At 53.6% G+C, this 19,871-nt stretch carries 23 protein-coding genes and 1 other annotated feature; of the genes, 18 read left to right on the forward strand and 5 right to left on the reverse strand.

The genetic code is table 11. The features are described from left to right. The first annotated feature begins 14 nt into the window (after positions 1 to 14). On the forward strand, positions 15 to 1,115 hold the full coding sequence (locus ABLV12_RS02140; protein WP_335269645.1) for an NADH:flavin oxidoreductase/NADH oxidase: 1,101 nt from the start codon (positions 15 to 17) through the stop codon (positions 1,113 to 1,115). Between the two features lie 206 nt (positions 1,116 to 1,321). Here the strand turns inward: ABLV12_RS02140 and ABLV12_RS02145 are convergent, their stop codons facing one another. Continuing rightward, positions 1,322 to 1,618, reverse strand: coding sequence for a YciI family protein (locus tag ABLV12_RS02145; protein WP_101869171.1), 297 nt, complete (start codon positions 1,616 to 1,618; stop codon positions 1,322 to 1,324). Between the two features lie 211 nt (positions 1,619 to 1,829). On the opposite strand from ABLV12_RS02145, the gene tonB reads away from it, so the two are divergent. Beyond that, positions 1,830 to 2,567 (forward strand): TonB system transport protein TonB, encoded by a 738-nt coding sequence (gene tonB, locus ABLV12_RS02150; protein ID WP_016808819.1) that lies wholly within the window; start codon positions 1,830 to 1,832, stop codon positions 2,565 to 2,567. Positions 2,568 to 2,586: 19 nt separating this feature from the next. Here the strand turns inward: tonB and ABLV12_RS02155 are convergent, their stop codons facing one another. The 3 genes from ABLV12_RS02155 to pfkB all read right to left on the reverse strand — a co-directional run bounded on the left by ABLV12_RS02155 (position 2,587) and on the right by pfkB (position 4,873). Beyond that, on the reverse strand, positions 2,587 to 3,459 hold the full coding sequence (locus ABLV12_RS02155; protein WP_004103085.1) for a fructosamine kinase family protein: 873 nt from the start codon (positions 3,457 to 3,459) through the stop codon (positions 2,587 to 2,589). A 106-nt stretch (positions 3,460 to 3,565) separates the two neighbouring features. Continuing rightward, a complete protein-coding gene (ghoS, locus tag ABLV12_RS02160) occupies positions 3,566 to 3,850 on the reverse strand; it encodes a type V toxin-antitoxin system endoribonuclease antitoxin GhoS (protein WP_004103083.1) in 285 nt (94 codons plus the stop codon). A gap of 93 nt (positions 3,851 to 3,943) precedes the next feature. Further along, positions 3,944 to 4,873, reverse strand: a complete 930-nt coding sequence (pfkB, locus tag ABLV12_RS02165) for a 6-phosphofructokinase II (RefSeq protein ID WP_348866749.1) — start codon at positions 4,871 to 4,873, stop codon at positions 3,944 to 3,946. A gap of 286 nt (positions 4,874 to 5,159) precedes the next feature. Between pfkB and ABLV12_RS02170 the strand changes: the two genes are divergently transcribed. From ABLV12_RS02170 to btuC, 12 genes are all read left to right on the forward strand, one after another. Then, positions 5,160 to 5,918: a YdiY family protein gene (locus tag ABLV12_RS02170; RefSeq protein ID WP_024274361.1), complete on the forward strand. Its 759-nt coding sequence runs from the start codon at positions 5,160 to 5,162 to the stop codon at positions 5,916 to 5,918. A gap of 270 nt (positions 5,919 to 6,188) precedes the next feature. Continuing rightward, complete coding sequence (locus ABLV12_RS02175) at positions 6,189 to 6,422, forward strand: hypothetical protein (RefSeq protein WP_160885994.1); 234 nt, start codon at positions 6,189 to 6,191, stop codon at positions 6,420 to 6,422. Between the two features lie 440 nt (positions 6,423 to 6,862). Next, positions 6,863 to 8,791 (forward strand): threonine--tRNA ligase, encoded by a 1,929-nt coding sequence (gene thrS, locus ABLV12_RS02180; protein WP_004102966.1) that lies wholly within the window; start codon positions 6,863 to 6,865, stop codon positions 8,789 to 8,791. Between the two features lie 3 nt (positions 8,792 to 8,794). Further along, positions 8,795 to 9,337, forward strand: coding sequence for a translation initiation factor IF-3 (gene infC, locus ABLV12_RS02185; RefSeq protein WP_052746887.1), 543 nt, complete (start codon positions 8,795 to 8,797; stop codon positions 9,335 to 9,337). Positions 9,338 to 9,433: 96 nt separating this feature from the next. Continuing rightward, positions 9,434 to 9,631, forward strand: a complete 198-nt coding sequence (gene rpmI, locus ABLV12_RS02190) for a 50S ribosomal protein L35 (RefSeq protein ID WP_001124225.1) — start codon at positions 9,434 to 9,436, stop codon at positions 9,629 to 9,631. Between the two features lie 50 nt (positions 9,632 to 9,681). After that, positions 9,682 to 10,038 (forward strand): 50S ribosomal protein L20, encoded by a 357-nt coding sequence (gene rplT, locus ABLV12_RS02195; RefSeq protein WP_004102963.1) that lies wholly within the window; start codon positions 9,682 to 9,684, stop codon positions 10,036 to 10,038. Positions 10,039 to 10,155: 117 nt separating this feature from the next. Continuing rightward, positions 10,156 to 10,281 (forward strand) — a sequence feature (Phe leader region). Continuing rightward, the gene (gene pheM, locus ABLV12_RS02200; RefSeq protein WP_001386830.1) at positions 10,161 to 10,205 is read left to right on the forward strand and encodes a pheST operon leader peptide PheM; all 45 of its coding nucleotides are present in this window, start codon (positions 10,161 to 10,163) and stop codon (positions 10,203 to 10,205) included. It overlaps the preceding feature by 45 nt. Continuing rightward, on the forward strand, positions 10,223 to 10,393 hold the full coding sequence (locus ABLV12_RS02205) for a hypothetical protein (protein WP_153675267.1): 171 nt from the start codon (positions 10,223 to 10,225) through the stop codon (positions 10,391 to 10,393). 41 nt (positions 10,394 to 10,434) lie before the next feature. Further along, positions 10,435 to 11,418: a phenylalanine--tRNA ligase subunit alpha gene (pheS, locus tag ABLV12_RS02210; protein ID WP_004102962.1), complete on the forward strand. Its 984-nt coding sequence runs from the start codon at positions 10,435 to 10,437 to the stop codon at positions 11,416 to 11,418. 15 nt (positions 11,419 to 11,433) lie between these two features. After that, positions 11,434 to 13,821, forward strand: coding sequence for a phenylalanine--tRNA ligase subunit beta (pheT, locus tag ABLV12_RS02215; RefSeq protein ID WP_115239461.1), 2,388 nt, complete (start codon positions 11,434 to 11,436; stop codon positions 13,819 to 13,821). A gap of 4 nt (positions 13,822 to 13,825) precedes the next feature. Then, positions 13,826 to 14,125: an integration host factor subunit alpha gene (gene ihfA / locus ABLV12_RS02220; RefSeq protein ID WP_004102960.1), complete on the forward strand. Its 300-nt coding sequence runs from the start codon at positions 13,826 to 13,828 to the stop codon at positions 14,123 to 14,125. A 96-nt stretch (positions 14,126 to 14,221) separates the two neighbouring features. Next, positions 14,222 to 15,208, forward strand: a complete 987-nt coding sequence (gene btuC, locus ABLV12_RS02225) for a vitamin B12 ABC transporter permease BtuC (protein WP_029496803.1) — start codon at positions 14,222 to 14,224, stop codon at positions 15,206 to 15,208. Between the two features lie 57 nt (positions 15,209 to 15,265). Here btuC and ABLV12_RS02230 read toward each other — a convergent pair whose 3' ends face one another. Then, positions 15,266 to 16,066 carry a MetQ/NlpA family lipoprotein gene (locus ABLV12_RS02230; RefSeq protein WP_004102954.1) on the reverse strand — a complete coding sequence of 267 codons (801 nt, stop codon included), beginning with the start codon at positions 16,064 to 16,066 and terminating at the stop codon, positions 15,266 to 15,268. A 225-nt stretch (positions 16,067 to 16,291) separates the two neighbouring features. Between ABLV12_RS02230 and ABLV12_RS02235 the strand changes: the two genes are divergently transcribed. The 4 genes from ABLV12_RS02235 (at position 16,292) to selO (ending at position 19,838) form a co-directional block, all read left to right on the forward strand. After that, positions 16,292 to 16,843, forward strand: a complete 552-nt coding sequence (locus ABLV12_RS02235; RefSeq protein WP_109220976.1) for a glutathione peroxidase — start codon at positions 16,292 to 16,294, stop codon at positions 16,841 to 16,843. Beyond that, positions 16,843 to 17,592 carry a vitamin B12 ABC transporter ATP-binding protein BtuD gene (gene btuD / locus ABLV12_RS02240; protein WP_160885998.1) on the forward strand — a complete coding sequence of 250 codons (750 nt, stop codon included), beginning with the start codon at positions 16,843 to 16,845 and terminating at the stop codon, positions 17,590 to 17,592. The genes ABLV12_RS02235 and btuD overlap by 1 nt, the downstream gene beginning before the upstream one ends. An 81-nt stretch (positions 17,593 to 17,673) precedes the next feature. Then, positions 17,674 to 18,138, forward strand: coding sequence for an NlpC/P60 family protein (locus ABLV12_RS02245; RefSeq protein WP_004102948.1), 465 nt, complete (start codon positions 17,674 to 17,676; stop codon positions 18,136 to 18,138). Between the two features lie 257 nt (positions 18,139 to 18,395). Further along, complete coding sequence (gene selO, locus ABLV12_RS02250) at positions 18,396 to 19,838, forward strand: protein adenylyltransferase SelO (protein ID WP_348866750.1); 1,443 nt, start codon at positions 18,396 to 18,398, stop codon at positions 19,836 to 19,838. Positions 19,839 to 19,871 lie beyond the last annotated feature (33 nt).

Raw genomic sequence — 19,871 nt, forward strand, 5'->3', positions numbered from 1 at the left:
ATTGAGAGGTATCTATGAGTCAACTTTTTAGTCCGGTGCGAATCGGTAAGCTGGAACTTGAGAATCGCATTGTCATTGCTCCAATGTGTCAGTATTCCGCCGACAATGGCAAGGCGACGGCATGGCATCGTATCCATCTTGGACAACTGGCTTTTTCCGGCGCAGGTTTACTGATTATCGAAGCCAGCGCTGTCGAGCCAGCAGGGCGAATCACCCCGGCTGATATGGGCTTATGGAATGACGAAACGGAAGCCGCATTACACGCCGTACTGAAAGATATACGCCAGTACTCTTCAATCCCCATCGGCATCCAACTGGGCCATGCCGGGAGAAAAGCATCTTCCGCAGCCCCCTGGCTGGGGGGACAACAGCTGGCACATGATGCTGGCGGATGGGACGCGGTTGCGCCATCAGCGCTGGCCTATGGCGAAGGCGATCGTCCTCCGGTTGAGCTTACTCAGGACCAGATGAAACGCATCAAGCAGGCATTCGCAGACAGCGCCAAACGCGCTGAGCGGATGGGTATCGAGTTGATTGAAATGCATGCTGCTCATGGTTACCTGCTTCATCAGTTCCTTTCTCCGCTCAGTAACCAGCGCACCGACGAGTATGGCGGGTCTCTGGAGAACCGCTTGCGTTTCCCGCTCGAAGTCTTTCAGGCCATTCGCGAGGCTGTCGGTCAGGACATCGCGGTGGGAGTGCGACTTTCTGCGACCGATTGGGTTGATGGCGGCTGGGATAATGCACAATCAATTCTCTTCAGCCAGAAGCTTGAGGCTCTCGGCTGCGACTATATTCATGTTTCCAGCGGTGGATTGTCGCCTCATCAGGCGATTCAGGTTGGCCCGGGCTATCAGCTGCCGTTCGCCCGTGAAATCCGGGAGAGGGTGAATATCCCGGTGATTGGGGTGGGCTTAGTGACGGAACCCCAGCAGGCGGAAGATGCGTTAAGCCATGGCGACGCCGATCTCATCGCCATTGCCCGCGCGGCGCTCTACAATCCGCACTGGCCCTGGCAGGCAGCTGCCGCTCTGGGAGCCCATGTGAGCGTTCCGCCACAGTATCTTCGCTCGGAACCACATGGTCTCAAAGGCACGCTGCACTCCAATAGCTAATCAACAACAGCAAGTCGGCGGTGCTGATGCGCCGCCGGCAACGGTTATCATCATGACGTTGCTTACAGCGACTGCTGGAATCGAGAAGGTGAAGGGAAATAAGGATGGCGACCATTGCGTACTCGCGGACACGGAAGCGTCCTCTCATGAACGATCGCCATAGATAAAACTTTTAACGCACTCTTATTGCTTAAAAATTTTAGATTCTAAAAGACTTTCTTATACGGTTTGACCGACACTTTCTGATAAACCCCTGCGGCAATATAGGGATCGTCATTGGCCCATGATTGCGCCGCTTCCAGTGATTCAAATTCCGCAATGACCGTTGAGCCGGTAAAGCCCGCCGCGCCGGGTTCATTACTGTCTACGGCAGGCAATGGGCCTGCGGTCAGTAAACGACCTTCATCATGTAATAATTGCAAACGCGCCAGGTGGGCGGGACGTACCGACGTCCGTTTTTCCAGAGAGTCGGCGATATCTTCAGCGTAGATAACGTAAAGCACGGCATGGCTCCTTATCAATAAATTGGCGAATCACGTTAAGTGAAACCGTCGTTGACTGCAATGCAAAGATGCTGACGATCCTCAGAATGCCATGCTCCGGAGGCTTTTTGTCAGAAAACAGGGCAAATTTTGATACAAGCCAACAACCCTAGTTGAATATGATTGCTATTTGCATTTAAAATCGGGACATCATTTTTCAACAGAAACGACTATGAGCGCAATGACCTTTGATTTACCTCGCCGCTTTCCGTGGCCTACGCTACTGTCCGTGGTTATCCACGGCGGTGTTGTCGCGGCGTTGCTCTATACTTCGGTACATCAGGTTATTGAACGGCCTTCGCCATCGCAACCCATTGAGATCACTATGGTAGCCCCGGCAGATCTGGAACCGCCTCAGGCGGCGCAGCCGGTCGTAGAACCCGTTGTTGAACCGGAACCCGAGCCAGAGCCGGAAGCGCTTCCGGAACCGCCAAAAGAGGCGCCGGTGGTTATCCATAAACCGAAGCCTAAACCGAAGCCAAAGCCTAAACCAAAGCCGGAAAAAAAAGTTGAGCAACCGAAGCGGGATGTAAAACCGGCGGAGACGCGCCCGGCCTCGCCGTTTGAAAATGCAAATACGGCGCCAGCGCGTACCGCGCCGAGCACTTCAACCGCTACCGCTAAACCAACCGTCACGGCGCCTTCGGGACCGCGGGCGTTAAGCCGCGGAGAGCCGACCTATCCGGCACGTGCCCAGGCGCTGCGGATTGAAGGAAGCGTACGGGTTAAGTTTGACGTGACAGCGGATGGGCGCGTGGATAACGTGCAGATCCTTTCGGCCCAGCCAGCCAATATGTTTGAACGTGAAGTGAAAAGCGCCTTACGCAAATGGCGCTATGAGCCGGGTAAACCGGGGACCGGTATTACCATGACTATTCAGTTCCGCATGAAAGGCGTTCAAATTAACTAACCCGCAGAAACAAGGCCCCTTACGGGGCCTTTTCCATTAAGACGTCATCAAGCGCTTTTTGCGCCGTCACCAGGTGCTGGCCGCCAAACAGGATAGCCCGATTCAGCAGCGTATAGAGCTGGTAAATTGGCTGCCGCTCGAGAAAACCGGACGGCAGCGGCGAAACGGATTGATAGCCATCGTAGATTTGCGGCGGCTGTTCCGGATGCAGCGGCAGCATCGCCAGATCGCACTCGCGATCGCCCCAGTAGCAGGCCGGGTCGAAAATGTATGGCCCGTCAGGCCCGAGTGCGCAGTTACCGGACCATAAATCGCCGTGAAGCAGCGACGGCTGCGGTTGATGATTGCTCAACCGCTGCTGGACGGTATCGACAAGACTATCGATATCGCCAAAATGCAGACCTTTCTCGGCGGCCAGCTCCAGCTGCCAGCCTATGCGTTGTTCGGCGAAGAACGTAGACCAGCGACGTTGCCAGGCGTTCGGCTGAGGCGTTGTGGAAAGATCGTTGTCAAAATCCAGACCAAACTGCGGTTGGTCGCTCCATTGGTGTAAATGGGCGATTTGCTGGCCTAACAGGAAAGCGCTGTGCGCATCCAGCGGGCGAGGAGGGAGGTATTCCATCACCAGAAAGCTGTAATCCCGGTCGCTGCCTACGGCAAAAACCTGCGGTACGTTCACGGTTTTGCTGCGTGACAGTAGCTCAAGCTGGTCTGCCTCGGCCGTGAAGATGGGTAAAAGCTCACGTTCGTCGCACTTTACGAAGTAATCCCGGCCGCCGAAGCGTAAATGCCAGGCCGCGTGGATCTCGCCGCCGGGTAGTTCGTTGCGCAGTTCGATTTCAGCTGCTTCGGTATGCAAATCGCTTAATAATTTGCCGATCGCTTGCCACATGCCGTCTCTCCCCATGTTTGCCAACTTTTCATAAGGTTAGCGCATAACCCAGGCGCAAAATTCGAACTGACGCACAACTGAACGTTTTCTGTCGCGTCAATCGCACTTATTGAGCTTTTAACCACTCGCTGAATGTGGCAACGGTAACGTCGACGGTTCTTCCCAGCGCAGTTTCGGCTAAACCCGCGCTCAAGGCTTTGACCTCTTCGGCATTCTGCATGGAAAGCAGACCAAAAACGTTGGTTCCCAGCTCGTGGGGGTTGCCTTCATCATCGTTTAAAACCAGGGTAAATCCGGCGCGAGTCAGGTGATTACTAAGCTCATTAATTTCCGTTAACGTCTCTTCGTGAAAACGAACCGTGACCACCCAGGCAGTAATTTCGCTACTCATTTTTCACCCCATTGTTATCCATGGCTTTTTTAGCATAGACCATCCTGTTGATTTGGCGACTCCCCCTGTAAAGACAGAGGGAGTGAGGCGTAATCAACCGCGCAGGTAGTCGTAGATTTTTTGCGTATTTTCCAGCGAGCAAAGGCGGGTGCCCTGATTTATCGTTGCCGCGCTACCCGCCGCCACCCCAAAGCGAACCATATCTTCAAGTGAGGCATTTTCCGCCAGCCTTAAGGTCATGGCGCCGACCATGCTATCGCCGGCGCCGACGGTGCTCTGGCTTTTCATCGGCGGCGGTACGACCTGGACACTTCCATTCATATCAACACCCAGCGCCCCCTGTGCACCCAAAGAGACGACAACGCGCTGGACTTTGCCTGACCGAATAAGCTCCTGCGCGGCAAGACGCACATCATCCGGTTGGCTCAGGTCCCGCTGTACCAGCGCGCTGAGCTCTTTCTGGTTCGGCTTAACCAGCTCGATATTGCCGACATCAAGCGCGGCGGCAAGCGCGTCGCCGGAACTATCAACAATACAGCGCAGGCCATGCTGCTGAGCGTTTTTGACCAGCTGCGTCAGGTTTTCGACGCTGATGCCCGGCGGCAGGCTTCCGCTAATCACCAGCAACGAGCCTGGAGCAATGGCGAGAACTTTTTGCTCCAGAAGATGAAGCTCTTCTGTGGTTAACGCCGCGCCCGGCATCACGAAACGATACTGTTCGCCGCTGGCATTCACGTGAACGTGAAGATTCTGTCGCGTCCAGTCATGGGTTTCTACCGTATCGACGGGAACATGCTCATCCGTCAGCAGCGCGGTCAGATGTTCACCCGTTGCGCCGCCGACGGGAAAGATAGCGGTGGCGCTGCCGCCAAGAAACGTGATGGCTCGCGCCACGTTAATACCGCCGCCTCCGGGTTCAAATACGGGGGCGCTACAGCGTAGCTTGCCTTCCGGGTAAATTTGCGGGGTTTGCGTGGCGCTGTCGAGCGAGGGGGCTAACGTGAGCGTATAGATTTTGGTCATCCGGTTTCCTCCATAATACGAATTTAGCTGCTCTGATTTTAAGCATGGCACTTAAAGGAGGTGAGGGAAAGCCGCAAGTGATTTTCGCCGGGCCTGGCTTTTATCTTTATGAAATAAAAATTGTTTTAAGAAGGGTCTTATACAAAAAACGAAAGAGTAATTGATTGCTAAGTTAATCGTGCTTTTTTATAATTTACTCCCTTTCCTGGAGCGGCAATCTGCGATCCTCGCGAAAGTTTCCGGGACCCTCCTGGTCTCCTTATAGGTTGTACGGACTTAAAATTAAATGAAGCTTTTGAAGACAGTACCCGCAGCGGCAATGCTGGCGGGGGGGCTCTTTGCGTCTGCATACGCAATGGCCGATGATTCCGTTTTTACTGTCATGGATGACCCTTCTTCTGCCAAAAAACCTTTCGAAGGAACTGTTAACGCCGGCTATCTGGCGCAGTCCGGCAATACGAAAAGTTCCTCAATGACCGCAGACTCCACGTTGACCTGGTATGGCAATACGACCGCATGGTCGCTGTGGGGAAATGCCAGCAATACATCGTCAAACGATCAGCGCTCTTCGGAAAAGTACGCGTTGGGTGGACGTAGCCGGTATAACCTGACCGATCAGAACTATATCTTTGGCCAGGCCAGCTGGCTGACCGATCGTTACAATGGCTATCAGCAGCGTGATGTGTTCACCGCGGGTTATGGTCGGCAGATCATGAATGGTCCGGTACACAGCCTGCGTTTCGAATTCGGTCCCGGCGTGCGTTACGACGAGTATACCGATGGAGATAACGATACCCAGCCTCTGGGCTACGCTTCCGGCACTTATGCCTGGCAGATGACCGATAACGCCCGATTTACCCAGGGCGTTTCGGTATTCGGCGCTGAAGATACGACGCTGAACTCGGAAAGTGCATTGAATGTGGCGATCAATGCGCATTTTGCGCTCAAAGTGGCCTATAACCTGACGTGGAACTCGGAACCGCCATCCTCGGCACCGGAACACACCGATCGTCGTACAACGCTATCGCTCGGATATAAAATGTAATATTTTCAGGCCGGATATTCCGGCCTGTTTGTTTTAAATTTGGCATAAAGTGGCATTATTATTTTTGGTCTCTTGTTTTGTTTTTTATAAAAAGAACCGGCCTTCATAATTTCCTCATAATTGTCTTTTTGCTGACAAATATGCAGTTAATTTGACACGAAAAGATAAATATTGGGTCGGACAAAAATGTGATCTGGATCTATACTGTGGAACACAGGCGGAGATAACGATTCCGTTCTATTACCTGAAACAAATAAGAGAATGACTATCATGAGAAATAGCAAAATCGCACTCGCGGCCGTGATGCTGTGCACGCTGTCTTTTGGCGCATTTGCCGCCGCTCCCGCACCGCAGCCGGGTAATAACGATCATACGCAAGTTAGCATTGCTAAAGCCACCGATGTCGAAGCGGGTTCCAACATTGCGCCGGGTTCACAATCAACCGGGCAGTCAATGAACGATGCTTTTGATGTTCATAAACTTGTTGCCGGGGAATGGTCCTGATATTTCATCACCATTTAACATCCCCCTTTAATTATTTCGTGAAGCAGCAAACCGGGTAATGTTGTACCGGTTTTGCTTTGCGCGTTTTCGGTTAAACATTCACTATTTATGTGAAATCATAAATATCCTTTATGGGTCATCCCGTCCTGCGTTGTGCATCTTGTTGCGAAAGAATTACGCTGCGTTAGTCGCGCCCCCCTTTTTTTCCCATCAACAATAACCATTTAGTCTCATGTGACTTTAATCACGCAGTAATGATGTGTAAACTAACCGTCGGTGTTATCAACAGGCGGCTGCAGGTGGGTACGCGTCGGTGAACGAGCGTGCACATATTTTCGCAGAGTGAAGCGGGAACTGAGCCGGAACATGTTGATAATTATGATTATATTGTTTTGTATGTGCTCTTTCGTGTGGGGCACCACTGCAAATAAGGACATGAAATGCCTGTAATTACGCTTCCTGATGGCAGCCAACGCCATTTTGATCATGCTGTGAGCCCGATGGACGTCGCTTTGGATATTGGCCCCGGTCTGGCGAAAGCCACCATTGCGGGTCGTGTCAACGGCGAGCTGGTCGACGCCTGTGACTTAATTGAAAACGACGCGACGCTCTCTATCATCACCGCGAAAGATGAAGATGGTCTTGAGATTATTCGTCACTCCTGTGCGCACCTTTTAGGGCACGCAATTAAACAGCTGTGGCCAAATACCAAAATGGCGATCGGCCCGGTTGTCGACAATGGTTTTTACTATGATGTCGATCTGGACCATACCCTGACCCAGGAAGATATCGACGCGCTCGAAAAGCGTATGCACGAGCTCGCCGAGAAAAACTACGACGTCATTAAGAAGAAAGTCAGCTGGCACGAAGCGCGTGAAACCTTCGTGAAGCGCGGCGAGAGCTATAAAGTCTCCATTCTTGATGAAAACATTGCTCATGATGACAAACCCGGTTTGTATCATCATGAAGAATATGTCGATATGTGCCGTGGACCGCATGTGCCGAATATGCGTTTCTGTCATCACTTCAAACTGATGAAGACCGCTGGCGCCTACTGGCGCGGCGATAGCAACAATAAAATGCTGCAGCGCATCTACGGGACCGCATGGGCAGATAAAAAAGCCTTAAATGCCTATCTGCAGCGTCTGGAAGAAGCCGCTAAGCGCGATCACCGTAAAATCGGCAAGCAGCTCGACCTGTATCATATGCAGGAAGAGGCGCCGGGTATGGTATTCTGGCATAACGATGGCTGGACTATCTTCCGCGAACTGGAAACTTTTGTGCGTTCTAAGCTGAAAGAGTACCAGTATCAGGAAGTTAAAGGTCCGTTTATGATGGACCGTGTGCTGTGGGAAAAAACCGGCCACTGGGACAACTATAAAGATGCGATGTTCACCACGTCTTCTGAGAACCGTGAATACTGCATCAAGCCGATGAACTGCCCGGGTCACGTACAGATCTTCAACCAGGGTCTGAAATCCTACCGCGATCTGCCGTTACGTATGGCTGAATTCGGTAGCTGCCATCGTAACGAACCGTCAGGCGCGCTGCATGGCCTGATGCGCGTACGTGGCTTTACTCAGGACGACGCCCATATCTTCTGTACTGAAGATCAGGTTCGCGATGAAGTGAACGCCTGTATTCGTATGGTCTACGATATGTACAGCACCTTTGGCTTCGAGAAAATCGTCGTCAAACTGTCGACTCGCCCGGAAAAACGCATCGGTAGCGATGAGACCTGGGATCGTGCTGAAGCGGATCTGGCCGTTGCGCTGGAAGAGAACAACATCCCGTTTGAGTATCAGCTGGGTGAAGGCGCGTTCTACGGTCCGAAAATTGAATTTACCCTGTATGACTGCCTCGATCGTGCATGGCAGTGCGGTACTGTACAGCTGGACTTCTCCCTGCCGCAGCGTTTAAGCGCCTCTTATGTGGGTGAAAATAACGAACGACAGGTTCCGGTAATGATTCACCGCGCAATTCTTGGTTCGCTGGAGCGCTTCATCGGCATCCTGACCGAAGAGTTTGCGGGCTTCTTCCCAAGCTGGCTTGCGCCGGTGCAGGTTGTGGTCATGAATATTACTGATTCTCAGGCTGAATACGTTAACGAATTGACGCGTAAACTACAAAATGCGGGCATTCGCGTAAAAGCAGACTTGAGAAATGAGAAGATAGGCTTTAAAATCCGCGAGCACACTTTACGTCGTGTCCCTTACATGTTGGTCTGTGGCGACAAAGAGGTAGAAGCCGGCAAAGTCGCCGTGCGTACCCGTCGTGGCAAAGACTTGGGCAGCCTGGACGTAAATGAAGTTATCGAGAAGCTGCAACAAGAGATTCGCAGCCGCAGTCTAAAACAACTGGAGGAATAAGGTATTAAAGGCGGAAAACGAGTTCAAACGGCACGTCCGAATCGTATTAATGGCGAGATTCGCGCCCTGGAAGTTCGCTTAACTGGTCTGGAAGGCGAAGCTTTGGGTATTGTGAGTCTGAGAGAAGCAATCGAAAAAGCTGAAGAAGCTGGAGTAGATTTAGTTGAAATCAGCCCTAACGCCGAACCGCCAGTTTGTCGTATCATGGACTACGGCAAGTTCCTTTATGAAAAGAGCAAGTCTTCTAAGGAACAGAAGAAAAAGCAAAAAGTTATCCAGGTTAAGGAAATTAAGTTCCGTCCTGGCACCGACGATGGCGATTATCAGGTAAAACTCCGCAGCCTGATTCGCTTTCTGGAAGATGGCGATAAGGCCAAGATCACGCTGCGTTTTCGCGGCCGTGAGATGGCCCACCAACAGATCGGTATGGAAGTGCTTACCCGCGTCCGTGACGATCTGAGTGAACTGGCAGTAGTCGAATCCTTCCCAACGAAGATCGAAGGCCGCCAGATGATCATGGTGCTCGCTCCTAAGAAGAAACAGTAAGGCCTTCAAGTAGCAATGTCTGTGGAGCCTGCGGGTTCCACAGCCGTTGTTCGCCTATGTTTCGTTTATTAACAATGCGAAGTGGAAGTTATTAAAATGCCAAAAATTAAGACCGTACGCGGTGCTGCTAAGCGCTTCAAAAAAACCGGTAAAGGTGGTTTTAAGCACAAGCACGCTAACCTGCGTCACATTCTGACCAAAAAAGCTACCAAGCGTAAACGTCACCTGCGTCCGAAAGCCATGGTTTCCAAAGGCGATCTGGGCCTGGTCATCGCGTGCCTGCCGTACGCATAAGTCGTTAACCCTTTTAACTTTTTAATTAGAATAGATACAGGAGAGCACATATGGCTCGCGTAAAACGTGGTGTAGTTGCCCGTGCACGTCACAAGAAAATTTTGAAACAAGCTAAAGGCTACTACGGTGCGCGTTCTCGCGTATACCGCGTTGCCTTCCAGGCTGTTATCAAAGCTGGTCAGTACGCTTATCGTGACCGTCGTCAGAAAAAGCGTCAGTTCCGTCAACTGTGGATTGCGCGTATCAACGCAGCAGCACGTCAGAACGGTATTTCTTACAGCAAATTCATCAACGGCCTGAAAAAAGCCTCTGTTGAAATCGACCGTAAGATCCTGGCTGACATCGCAGTATTCGACAAATTAGCGTTCACCGCGCTGGTCGAAAAAGCGAAAGCAGCTCTGGCATAAGCCAGTTGAAAGAGGGAGCTTGTCTCCCTCTTTTCGTTTCAAGACTATCAATACATTGACTTTTATTCGCGTAAGCTTTTCAATATCGTTCTTACGTTTTTACCAGACAAGGTAATGCAAGCATGAATGCTGCTATTTTCCGCTTCTTTTTTTACTTTAGCACCTGAACTCAGGAGGCTAGCGCGTGAAAGAAGAAACGGAAAACAGCGCCAAAAAGCCTCCCACTGTGGAGGCTTTTTTTGTATCTGAACTGGCTTGTTCTATTTCAAGCCCCAGACGAGTGGCTGGCCCTGGTCATTCTGACAACGGGCGGATTGCCCGCCGTCTGCGGCTCGAAATAGTGAGAGCAAAATAATAACCATAACCGGTGTCTGCACCGACATAATGAGGAAAACCATGTCACATCTCGCAGAGCTGGTTGCCAGTGCGAAGGCAGCCATTAACGAGGCATCAGATGTTGCTGCGCTGGACAACGTCCGCGTGGAATACCTGGGTAAAAAAGGTCTCCTGACCCTTCAGATGACGACCCTGCGTGAGCTGCCTGCTGAAGAGCGTCCGGCAGCCGGTGCGGTTATCAACGAAGCGAAAGAGCAGGTCCAGCAGGCGCTTAACGCGCGCAAGTCAGCGCTCGAAAGCGCAGCGCTCAACGCGCGTCTGGCCTCGGAAACCATTGATGTCTCTCTGCCGGGGCGTCGTATCGAGAACGGTGGCCTGCATCCGGTGACCCGTACCATCGATCGTATTGAAAGTTTCTTCGGTGAGCTCGGTTTTACCGTCGCGACTGGCCCGGAGATCGAAGATGATTATCACAACTTCGATGCGCTGAATATTCCAGGCCACCACCCGGCACGCGCTGACCACGACACTTTCTGGTTTGATGCCACGCGCCTGCTGCGCACGCAAACATCAGGCGTACAGATCCGCACCATGGCTAATCAGCAGCCGCCAATCCGCATTATTGCCCCCGGCCGCGTGTATCGTAACGACTACGATCAGACGCATACCCCGATGTTCCATCAGATGGAAGGTCTGATCGTTGACACTAACATCAGCTTCACCAACCTGAAGGGAACGCTGCACGATTTCCTGCGTAACTTCTTTGAAGAAGACCTGCAGATTCGTTTTCGTCCGTCCTATTTCCCGTTCACTGAGCCGTCTGCAGAAGTTGACGTGATGGGTAAAAACGGTAAATGGCTGGAAGTGCTCGGCTGCGGTATGGTGCATCCAAACGTGCTGCGTAACGTGGGCATCGATCCGGAAATCTATTCCGGCTTTGCCTTCGGCATGGGTATGGAGCGCCTGACCATGCTGCGCTATGGCGTGACCGACTTACGCGCGTTCTTCGAAAACGATCTGCGTTTCCTCAAACAGTTTAAATAAGGGCAGGACAGAACAATGAAATTCAGTGAACTGTGGTTACGCGAGTGGGTTAACCCGGCCATCGATAGCGAAGCGCTGTCGGATCAGATAACGATGGCCGGCCTTGAGGTTGACGGCGTAGAGCCGGTGGCGGGCAGCTTTAACGGCGTTGTCGTTGGCGAAGTGGTTGAGTGCGCTCAGCACCCGAATGCCGATAAACTGCGCGTCACAAAAATTAACGTCGGCGGAGAACGTCTGCTGGACATCGTCTGCGGCGCGCCAAACTGCCGTCAGGGCCTGAAGGTTGCTGTTGCTACCATCGGCGCCGTTCTGCCGGGCGATTTTAAAATTAAAGCGGCAAAGCTGCGCGGCGAACCGTCGGAAGGCATGCTGTGCTCCTTCTCCGAACTGGGAATTTCCGACGATCACAGCGGTATTATCGAACTGCCTGCCGACGCGCCGCTGGGTACCGATATTCGTGAATACCTGAAGCTTGACGATAACACTATCGAAATCAGCGTCACGCCAAACCGTGCCGACTGCCTGGGAATTATCGGCGTGGCCCGCGATGTTGCCGTGCTCAACAAGGCGCCTTTGAATGTCCCGGAAATGGCTCCGGTTGCCGCCACCATCGACGATGTTCTGCCAATCCAGGTTGACGCGCCGGAAGCGTGTCCTCGCTATCTGGGGCGTGTGGTAAAAGGCATCAATGTCAAAGCGCCGACGCCGCTATGGATGAAAGAGAAGCTGCGCCGCTGCGGTATTCGCTCCATCGATGCCGTGGTTGACGTGACCAATTACGTTCTGCTTGAGCTCGGTCAACCGATGCACGCATTCGATAAAGACCGCATTGAAGGCGGAATCATCGTACGTATGGCGCATGAAGGTGAAACGCTGGTTCTGCTCGACGGCTCCGAGGCGAAGCTGGATAGCGATACTCTGGTTATCGCTGACCACCAGAAAGCCCTCGCCATGGGCGGTATTTTTGGCGGCGAGCACTCCGGCGTAAACGATGAAACGCAAAACGTTCTGCTGGAATGCGCGTTCTTTAGTCCGCTATCCATTACCGGCCGCGCCCGCCGCCATGGCCTGCATACCGACGCTTCGCACCGCTACGAGCGCGGCGTGGACTCCGCGCTGCAGTATCAGGCAATGGAGCGTGCTACCCGCCTGCTGATGGATATTTGCGGCGGTGAAGCGGGCCCGATTATTGACGTTACCAATGAAGCGACTCTGCCGAAACCTGCGACCATCCGTCTGCGCCGCAGCAAACTGGATCGTCTGATTGGCCATCACATTGAAGATACGCAGGTTAGCGACATTCTGCGTCGTCTGGGCTGTGAAGTTACCGAAGGACAGGATGAGTGGCATGCCGTGGCGCCGAGCTGGCGTTTCGACATGGAGATCGAAGAAGACCTGGTCGAAGAGGTTGCCCGCGTCTATGGCTATAACAATATTCCTGATGAACCGGTACAAGCGGGCCTGATTATGGGCACCCACCGCGAAGCGGATCTGTCGCTTAAGCGCGTGAAAACGTTGCTTAATGACAAAGGCTACCAGGAAGTGATTACCTATAGCTTTGTCGATCCGAAAGTACAGCAGTGGATCCACGCCGGCGAGGAAGCGCTGATTCTGCCGAGCCCGATCTCCAGCGAAATGTCGGCGATGCGCCTCTCCTTGTGGACCGGTCTGTTAGCAACGGTGGTCTACAACCAGAATCGTCAGCAGAACCGCGTACGCATCTTTGAGAGCGGTTTACGCTTTGTGCCTGATACCCAGGCTCCGCTGGGTATTCGTCAGGATCTGATGCTGGCTGGCGTTATCTGCGGCAACCGCTATGAAGAACACTGGAACCTGGCAAAAGAGACCGTCGATTTCTACGATATAAAAGGCGATCTTGAGTCTGTACTCGACCTGACCGGTAAGCTGTCCGACATCGAATTCCGTATCGAAGCTAATAATGCGCTTCATCCGGGCCAGTCGGCAGCGATTTATCTGAAAGGTGAACGTATTGGTTTTATTGGGGTTGTTCATCCCGAGCTGGAACGTAAACTGGATCTGAACGGTCGCACTCTGGTATTTGAACTGGAGTGGAACAAGCTTGCAGACCGCGTGGTGCCTCAGGCGCGTGAAGTTTCTCGCTTCCCGGCGAACCGTCGCGACATCGCCGTCGTTGTGGCAGAAAACGTTCCCGCTGCCGATGTTTTAGCCGAGTGTAAGAAAGTTGGCGTAAATCAGGTAGTTGGCGTAAACTTATTTGACGTGTACCGCGGCAAGGGCGTAGCGGAAGGTTTCAAGAGCCTCGCTATCAGCCTTATCCTCCAGGATACCAGCCGTACACTCGAAGAAGAGGAGATTGCCGCTACCGTCGCCAAATGTGTAGAGGCATTGAAAGAGCGATTCCAGGCATCATTGAGGGATTGAACCTATGGCGCTTACAAAAGCTGAAATGTCAGAATATCTGTTTGATAAGCTTGGGCTTAGCAAGCGGGATGCCAAAGAGCTGGTAGAGTTGTTTTTCGAAGAGGTCCGTCGCGCTCTGGAAAACGGGGAGCAGGTAAAGCTCTCCGGGTTCGGCAACTTCGATTTGCGTGATAAAAACCAACGCCCGGGCCGTAACCCGAAAACGGGAGAGGATATCCCTATTACAGCCCGGCGAGTGGTGACTTTCAGACCTGGCCAGAAGCTAAAAAGCCGCGTCGAAAATGCGTCACCCAGAGACAAATAATCTGAACTAACTAAAAAGGCCGCGATGCGGCCTTTTTTCTTTTCTTCGCCGAATACCGTAAAATCAATCACATCCTTTTCCCCGATGCAGAAATCTATGCTGACCTTTGCTCAAATTCAACGGCGCCGCAGCCGGCGCTGGCTTGCCGTATTAACCTTGCTGCTGCTGGCTACGTCGACCATTAGCCTGTGCGCGGGCGACCAGTGGATTGGCCCCGGCGAATGGTTTAGCGCCAAAGGTGAGCTGTTTATCTGGCAGATACGTCTGCCGCGCACCCTGGCCGTTCTGCTGGTGGGCGCCGCGCTGGCGCTTTCCGGGGCGATTATGCAGGCGCTGTTTGAAAACCCGCTGGCGGAGCCCGGCCTGCTGGGGGTCTCAAACGGCGCTGGAGTCGGCCTGATTGCTGCCGTATTGCTGGGAAAAGGACTGCTTCCTGGTTGGGCGCTGGGGCTGTGTGCAATCGCGGGCGCGCTGGTCATAACCTTTATTTTGCTACGTTTTGCCCGGCGGCATCTGTCTACCAGCCGTCTGCTGCTGGCGGGTGTGGCGCTCGGTATTATTTGTAGCGCGCTGATGACCTGGGCAGTCTATTTCTCTACCTCTTTCGATCTCCGCCAACTGATGTACTGGATGATGGGCGGATTTGGCGGCGTAGACTGGCAGCAGCTGTGGTTGATGCTGGCGCTGCTGCCGGTACTGGCCTGGGGATGCCTGCAATCGCAGCCGCTTAATTTGCTCGCGCTGGGGGAGGTTTCAGCGCGTCAACTGGGGCTTCCGCTGTGGTTATGGCGAAAGGTGCTGGTGGTCGCGACCGGTTGGCTGGTGGGCGTCAGCGTGGCGCTGGCCGGAGCGATTGGCTTTATCGGTCTGGTTATCCCGCATATTCTGCGTTTATGTGGTTTGAGCGATCACCGCGTACTGCTTCCGGCTTGTCTGCTGGCGGGCGCCAGCGCGCTGCTGGGGGCGGATATCGTCGCGCGGCTGGCGCTATCTGCGGCGGAGCTGCCTATTGGCGTAGTGACCGCCACCCTGGGGGCGCCGGTGTTTATCTGGTTATTGCTTAAATCAGGCCGCCCGCATTAACGGGCGGCCATACAGACAGGGGCAGGCTTATTGCCGCCTCTGTATGCGGCCGATCCATTACCAGCCCTTAATCGCATCGCCTTTATAGACTTCCGCTGCCTTGTCGGCAACGGCTTGCGTCTGGAAGGCCTCTTTCAGTTCCTGAACTTTTTTACTGTCTTTATTATCTTCGCGCGCAACAATGGCGTTGACGTACGGAGAGTCCGGCCCCTCCATAAATAACCCGTCGCGAGCGGCGGACAGACCAGCCTGCGCGGAGAAATTGGTATTAATAATCGACAGGGCGACGTTCGGGTCATCAAGCGTACGGGTCAGCTGCGGCGTGTCGACTTCCACAATCTTCAGCTGTTTAGGATTATCAATAATATCCAGCGTCGTCGGCAGGTAGCCTGTCCCGTCTTTCAGCTTGATCAAGCCCTGCGCCTGTAGCAACAGCAAACTGCGGCCCAGGGTGGTGGTTTCGTTAGAAATGGAGATCGTCGCGCCGTCAGGCAGTTCGCTAATATTTTTGATTTTCTTCGAGTAAGCGGCGATCGGGAAGACGAAGGTTTTACCGACAATCGCAAACTTATAGCCGCGTTCTTTTGATTGCGCTTCAAGGTAAGGCAGCGTCTGGAAGGCGTTAGCATCAACGTCTTTATTGTTTAACGCTTCGTTCGGCAGGACGTAATCATTAAAAGAGATGACCTCGACGTCGAGATTGTATTTCTCTTTAGCCACCTGTTCTACGACTTTCCAGATAGCCTCATCCGGCCCGGTATTGATCGCGACTTTAACTTTATTATCTTCATCCGGCGAACAGGCCGATAACAGCGCGACGGAGGCCGCAATTAACACGGTGCTAAACATCTTTTTCATCAACAAAACTCTCTCAAATTAACAATTAACGAAATGCTATTACATCCATTCACCACTGTACACTGAATTGCTCTGTACCGGTGTTGAGATGAATTCATGTTGCGCGGCCTGTTACATCAAGAGACACTCCAGGGCGATTCCAGGTAGAATGCTCGGGTCTGAATCCGCTACAGTAGATAGAGATCACCTGAAGCAGTCACCGGTTTTATTCACTGAGGGAAGGCTATGCAACACGATATTCTTAATACTGAAGTCACCACTATCGATGGTGAGAAAACAACGCTTGCTCCGTGGGCAGGCAAAGTGCTGTTGATCGTTAACGTTGCGTCAAAATGCGGCCTGACGCCGCAGTATGAGCAACTGGAAGCGCTGCAAAAGGATTTAGAAAGCGAAGGTTTCAGCGTGCTGGGCTTTCCCTGCAACCAGTTTTTGGGGCAAGAGCCGGGCAGCGAAGAGGAGATTAAAACGTTCTGCAGTACAACTTACGGCGTGACCTTCCCGATGTTCAGCAAAATTGACGTCAACGGCGAACATCGCGCGCCGTTGTATCAAAAGCTGATTGCGGCGGCGCCTCAGGCCGTTGCTCCAGCAGGCAGCGGTTTCTATGAACGCATGGCTAGTAAAGGCCGCGCGCCGCTGTATGTCGACGACATTCTGTGGAACTTTGAAAAATTCCTGATTGGCCGCGACGGCCAGGTTATCGGTCGTTTCTCTCCGGATATGACGCCGGATGAGCCGCAGCTGGTGGCCGCTATTAAAGGAGCATTAGCGAAATAATGCCGTTTTTGATGCAGCTACAGGATGTCGAAGAGCCAGGACGGCTGGCGCCGTTTTCAGCCGATATCAGACCGGGAGAGATTATTCATCTGGTGGGGCCAAACGGGGCGGGGAAAAGCACATTGCTGGCACGTATGGCGGGGCTCTCTACCGGCCCGGGGCAGGTAAGACTGAATGAACGTCTTCTGAATGACTGGCCGGCGCAGGAGCTGGCGCGTCATCGCGCCTACTTAAGCCAGCACCAGATGCCGCCTTTCGCCATGCCGGTCTGGCATTACCTGTCGCTGCATCTGCAGAACGAGGCGCAAAACGGACTCCTGACGGCCATTGCGCAGAAGCTGGGCTTAGGCGATAAGCTTGGACGTCAGGTGAATCACATCTCCGGTGGGGAGTGGCAGCGCGTGCGCCTGGCGGCGGTGATACTGCAGATTCATCGTCAGGCTAACGAGTCCGGTCAACTGCTACTGCTGGATGAACCGATGAACAGCCTGGACGTGGCGCAGCAGGCCGCGCTCGATCGACTGCTTAGCGAACTCTGCGCATCAGGCATTGCCATCGTCATGAGCAGCCACGATCTTAATCATACTCTCCGGCACGCCCACAGCTCCTGGCTTATCTGTCAGGGGCAAACTATCGCCTGCGGCAGCACCGCGGAAGTGTTAAGCAAGGAGAATTTAACCGCTGCCTATGCCATGGAGTTTCAGCGGGTTGAGGTGGCGGGTCATCTTATGCTCGTTGCGTCACAGTAGCACGCAGTCAGCTTGCCAGCGAATTGATAAACAAGGTAAATTATTCCGATAACCGGATAGGGAACAGAGGATTCGTCTGAGATGCGTTTCTGGCTCGTTTTGTGCGTTGCGTTATTTCTCGCGGGTTGTAGCAGTCACCGTGCACCGCCGCCAAATCCGCGGCTGGCTGATTCGATTACCGTCGTTGCCAACCTGAATGAGCAGTTAAGGAACTGGCGGGGAGCGCCGTATCGCTACGGCGGAATGTCGCCGCGCGGCGTTGATTGCTCGGGGTTCGTGCTGATGACGTTTCGCGATAAATTTGCGTTACAGCTGCCGCGCGAAACCCGCGAACAGGCGGAAATCGGCACTAAAATCGATAAGAGCGAACTGCTGCCCGGGGATCTGGTCTTCTTCAAAACCGGATCCGGCGAGAGCGGTCTGCACGTCGGTATTTACGACACGGATAACCAGTTTATTCACGCTTCCACCAGCCAGGGCGTCACGCGTTCATCGCTGGATAATGTCTACTGGCATAAAAATTTCTGGCAGGCGCGCAGGATCTAACGTTAGCTAATGAGCAGGGAGCCCCTGTCTCCCTGCTCATCATGGCAAAGCGGCTGAGAGATAGCGCTCCATGCTTGCCGATTCAGCTATCCCCCCCCAAAAAAAATTAGACCAGCCGATCCGCGTCTCTTCCCGGTACGCTACCGGGCAATGGCAGAAGCGTGCTAAATCCCCGTGCGGCTTATTATTGCAATAACCCCGCACTCGCCCCGTGTTAATAATTTGTTGAAGGCACTACACTGAAGGCAGGAGGAAACATGACCCTGTCTTTTACTACCCACTGGCGTGATGAACTGCCGGATTTTTACACTGCATTATCCCCCACGCCGCTGGAGAACGCGCGCCTTGTCTGGCATAACGCGCCGCTGGCGCAAGAGCTGGGCATTCCCGAGTCGTTGTTTAACCTGGACAAGGGCGCTGGCGTATGGGGCGGCGAAGCGCTGCTGCCGGGGATGTCGCCGCTGGCGCAGGTCTACAGCGGCCACCAGTTCGGCTCGTGGGCCGGACAGCTCGGCGACGGGCGCGGTATTCTGCTCGGCGAACAGCAGTTGGCCGATGGCCGCCGCGTTGACTGGCACCTGAAGGGCGCCGGGCTGACACCCTATTCGCGCATGGGAGACGGGCGGGCGGTGCTGCGCTCAACGATCCGCGAAGGGCTGGCCTCGGAAGCGATGCATGCGCTGGGCATTCCCACCACCCGCGCTCTGGCAATGGTCGCCAGCGATACGCCGGTGTACCGCGAAACCGTCGAGCAAGGGGCAATGCTGATGCGCCTGGCGGAAAGCCACGTGCGTTTTGGCCATTTTGAGCACTTTTACTATCGCCGCGAGCCGCAAAAAGTGCAGCTGCTGGCGGATTATGTGATTCGCCACCACTGGCCTCATCTGCAAAATGAAGCGGATAAATACATTGTGTGGTTCAGGGATGTTGTCACCCGAACCGCGGAGATGATTGCCAGCTGGCAAACGGTCGGCTTCGCCCACGGGGTGATGAATACCGATAATATGTCGATCCTCGGACTGACGATGGATTACGGCCCGTACGGCTTCCTTGATGATTTTCAGCCTGGCTTTATCTGCAATCATTCCGACTATCAGGGGCGCTATAGCTTTGATCATCAGCCAGCGGTAGGACTATGGAATCTGCAGCGCCTGGCGCAAGCGCTCTCGCCGTTTATCAGCGCGGAAGCGCTGAACGGCGCGCTGGATGACTACCAGCACGTGCTGCTGACGGCATATGGCCAGCGTATGCGCGACAAGCTGGGATTATTGACCCAGCAAAAAGGGGATAACGAGCTGCTGGACGGCCTGTTTTCTCTGATGGAGCGCGAGGGCAGCGACTATACGCGGACCTTCCGAATGCTAAGCCTTAGCGAGCAGGAGAGCGCCGCCACGCCGCTGCGCGACGAATTTATTGATCGTGAGAGGTTCGATAGCTGGTTTGCCGCTTATCGCGCGCGCTTGCGCGATGAACAGATTGACGATGCGCAAAGGCAGGCGCAAATGCGCAGCGTGAATCCGGCTATCGTGCTGCGCAACTGGCTGGCTCAACGAGCCATTGAGCAGGCAGAGCAGGGGGATATGCGTGAACTGGAACGTCTGCATAGCGCACTTTCTCAGCCCTTTGTCGATCGCACGGATGAGTATAGCCAGCGTCCTCCGGACTGGGGAAAGCGCCTTGAAGTGAGCTGCTCGAGCTAATCACCATTCTCCCTGCCTCTACCGGCGGGGAGC

Source organism: Klebsiella sp. CN_Kp100 (assembly GCF_040065315.1).
Classification (GTDB): domain Bacteria; phylum Pseudomonadota; class Gammaproteobacteria; order Enterobacterales; family Enterobacteriaceae; genus Klebsiella; species Klebsiella oxytoca.

Bases quoted from the DNA above. Each gene is read 5' to 3' on its own strand.
- ABLV12_RS02245 (WP_004102948.1), top strand. From the start codon at position 17,674: ATGCGTTTCTGGCTCGTTTTGTGCGTTGCGTTATTTCTCGCGGGTTGT.
- ABLV12_RS02170 (WP_024274361.1), top strand. From the start codon at position 5,160: ATGAAGCTTTTGAAGACAGTACCCGCAGCGGCAATGCTGGCGGGGGGG.
- ABLV12_RS02230 (WP_004102954.1), bottom strand. From the start codon at position 16,066: ATGAAAAAGATGTTTAGCACCGTGTTAATTGCGGCCTCCGTCGCGCTG.
- rpmI (WP_001124225.1), top strand. From the start codon at position 9,434: ATGCCAAAAATTAAGACCGTACGCGGTGCTGCTAAGCGCTTCAAAAAA.
- pfkB (WP_348866749.1), bottom strand. From the start codon at position 4,873: ATGACCAAAATCTATACGCTCACGTTAGCCCCCTCGCTCGACAGCGCC.
- rplT (WP_004102963.1), top strand. From the start codon at position 9,682: ATGGCTCGCGTAAAACGTGGTGTAGTTGCCCGTGCACGTCACAAGAAA.
- selO (WP_348866750.1), top strand. From the start codon at position 18,396: ATGACCCTGTCTTTTACTACCCACTGGCGTGATGAACTGCCGGATTTT.
- thrS (WP_004102966.1), top strand. From the start codon at position 6,863: ATGCCTGTAATTACGCTTCCTGATGGCAGCCAACGCCATTTTGATCAT.
- ihfA (WP_004102960.1), top strand. From the start codon at position 13,826: ATGGCGCTTACAAAAGCTGAAATGTCAGAATATCTGTTTGATAAGCTT.
- ABLV12_RS02235 (WP_109220976.1), top strand. From the start codon at position 16,292: ATGCAACACGATATTCTTAATACTGAAGTCACCACTATCGATGGTGAG.
- ABLV12_RS02155 (WP_004103085.1), bottom strand. From the start codon at position 3,459: ATGTGGCAAGCGATCGGCAAATTATTAAGCGATTTGCATACCGAAGCA.
- pheT (WP_115239461.1), top strand. From the start codon at position 11,434: ATGAAATTCAGTGAACTGTGGTTACGCGAGTGGGTTAACCCGGCCATC.
- ABLV12_RS02140 (WP_335269645.1), top strand. From the start codon at position 15: ATGAGTCAACTTTTTAGTCCGGTGCGAATCGGTAAGCTGGAACTTGAG.
- ABLV12_RS02175 (WP_160885994.1), top strand. From the start codon at position 6,189: ATGAGAAATAGCAAAATCGCACTCGCGGCCGTGATGCTGTGCACGCTG.
- btuC (WP_029496803.1), top strand. From the start codon at position 14,222: ATGCTGACCTTTGCTCAAATTCAACGGCGCCGCAGCCGGCGCTGGCTT.
- pheS (WP_004102962.1), top strand. From the start codon at position 10,435: ATGTCACATCTCGCAGAGCTGGTTGCCAGTGCGAAGGCAGCCATTAAC.
- ghoS (WP_004103083.1), bottom strand. From the start codon at position 3,850: ATGAGTAGCGAAATTACTGCCTGGGTGGTCACGGTTCGTTTTCACGAA.
- btuD (WP_160885998.1), top strand. From the start codon at position 16,843: ATGCCGTTTTTGATGCAGCTACAGGATGTCGAAGAGCCAGGACGGCTG.
- tonB (WP_016808819.1), top strand. From the start codon at position 1,830: ATGAGCGCAATGACCTTTGATTTACCTCGCCGCTTTCCGTGGCCTACG.